The organism is Actinomyces bowdenii (assembly GCF_017592395.1).
GTDB lineage: Bacteria > Actinomycetota > Actinomycetes > Actinomycetales > Actinomycetaceae > Actinomyces > Actinomyces bowdenii.
This window is the reverse complement of the sequence record NZ_JAGFOU010000049.1, coordinates 1-1,414: the sequence shown is the minus strand read 5'-3', so window position 1 is coordinate 1,414 and position 1,414 is coordinate 1. Positions and strand designations below refer to the sequence as shown.

Below are 1,414 nucleotides of genomic sequence, written 5' to 3'. Positions count from 1 at the left end.
GGGTGCGTCTCGTAGTGTGGTGGCAATTCCTGCGGGCCTGGCCGGCGAGGGTGGCTGGGGTGGGCATCGTGGGAGCCCAGCTGTTCGACCAAGAATCACTAGGAGTGTCCCACGATGCCCAAGAACCAGTCTGCCGTGTCCGCCCTGATAGGGGAAGTCCTGTCCGATCCGGATCTGGCTCATGATGATGTCTTCCGCCGCATGCTGCAGGCCGGCCTGCAGGACCTGATCGATGCCGAGGCGGCCGCGGTCATCGGCGCCGGGCCCTATGAGCGCACCGAGCTGCGCACCACACGCCGCAACGGCAAACGCGCCAAGACAGTGGCCACCACCGCCGGCGAGGTCGAGCTGGCCATCCCCAAGCTGCGCTCCGGCTCGTTCTTCCCCAGCCTGCTCAACCCTCGCAGGAGGGTCGATAAGGCCTTGTACGCCGTGATCTGCTCGGCGTGGATCGAGGGGGTCTCCACACGCAAGGTTGATGAACTGGTCAAGGCCCTGGGGTGCGAGTCGGGAATCTCGCGTTCGAGCGTCTCGCGCATCTGCAAGGACATCGACCAGGGCGTGGGCCAGTTCCTGGCCCGGCCCCTGGACCACTCCTGGTTCCCCTACCTGTTCATCGACGCGACCTACCTCGATGTGCGAGTGGGTCACCGCGTGGTCTGCCAGGCCCTGGTGGTCGCCACCGGGGTATCAGCCCTGGGTCGGCGCGAGATCCTGGGCATGGCCATCGGGGATGCCGAGACCACCGACTTTTGGACCGAGTTCCTGCGCTCCCTGCGCCAGCGGGGATTGAGGGTCGCCAGCACCGCCGATCCCCTGGGCGTGGCACTGGTGACCAGCGACGCCCACGCCGGCATCCGGGCCGCAGTCAGGGCCATCCTGCCGGGAGCGGCCTGGCAGCGCTGCCGGGTCCACTTCGCCCGCAACGTCACCCAGGCACTGGGCTCGGCCCACTCCAAGCCGGTCAATGCCCTGATCTCCACGATCTTCGCCCAGACCAGCCCCCAGGCCGTCACCGCCCAGTACCAGCACGTCATCACCTCCCTGAAGGACTCCTTCCCCCAGATCGCCGACATGCTGGAGACCGCCGAGCCCGACCTGACCGCCTTCGCCGCCATGCCCCGCGAGCACTGGCAGAAAATCTGGTCCAACAACCCCATCGAGCGCCTCAACCGCGAGATCAAGCGCCGCGCCGACGTCGTCCAGGTCTTCCCCGACCGCGAGTCCGTCACCCGCCTGATCGGAGCCGTCCTCCAAGAGCAGCACGAGGAATGGCAGTACGGCGAACGCCGCTACCTATCCCAGACCTCACTCCAGCAACTAACCCACACCCTGACCCACACCACCCCCGACAACCACCCCCTGATGACCATCACCACCTAACACAAAGAACACCACACCAAGAGACTTGACC

Annotated in this window: 1 protein-coding gene; it reads left to right on the top strand. The window is 66.5% G+C overall.

Annotated elements, in window-relative coordinates:
* The first annotated feature begins 114 nt into the window (after nt 1–114).
* Nucleotides 115–1,383, top strand: coding sequence for an IS256 family transposase (locus tag J5X07_RS12730; protein WP_208480048.1), 1,269 nt, complete (start codon nt 115–117; stop codon nt 1,381–1,383).
* Nucleotides 1,384–1,414: the final 31 nt, after the last annotated feature.

Coding starts and splice junctions, on each gene's coding strand:
- J5X07_RS12730 (WP_208480048.1), top strand. CDS start 115: ATGCCCAAGAACCAGTCTGCCGTGTCCGCCCTGATAGGGGAAGTCCTG.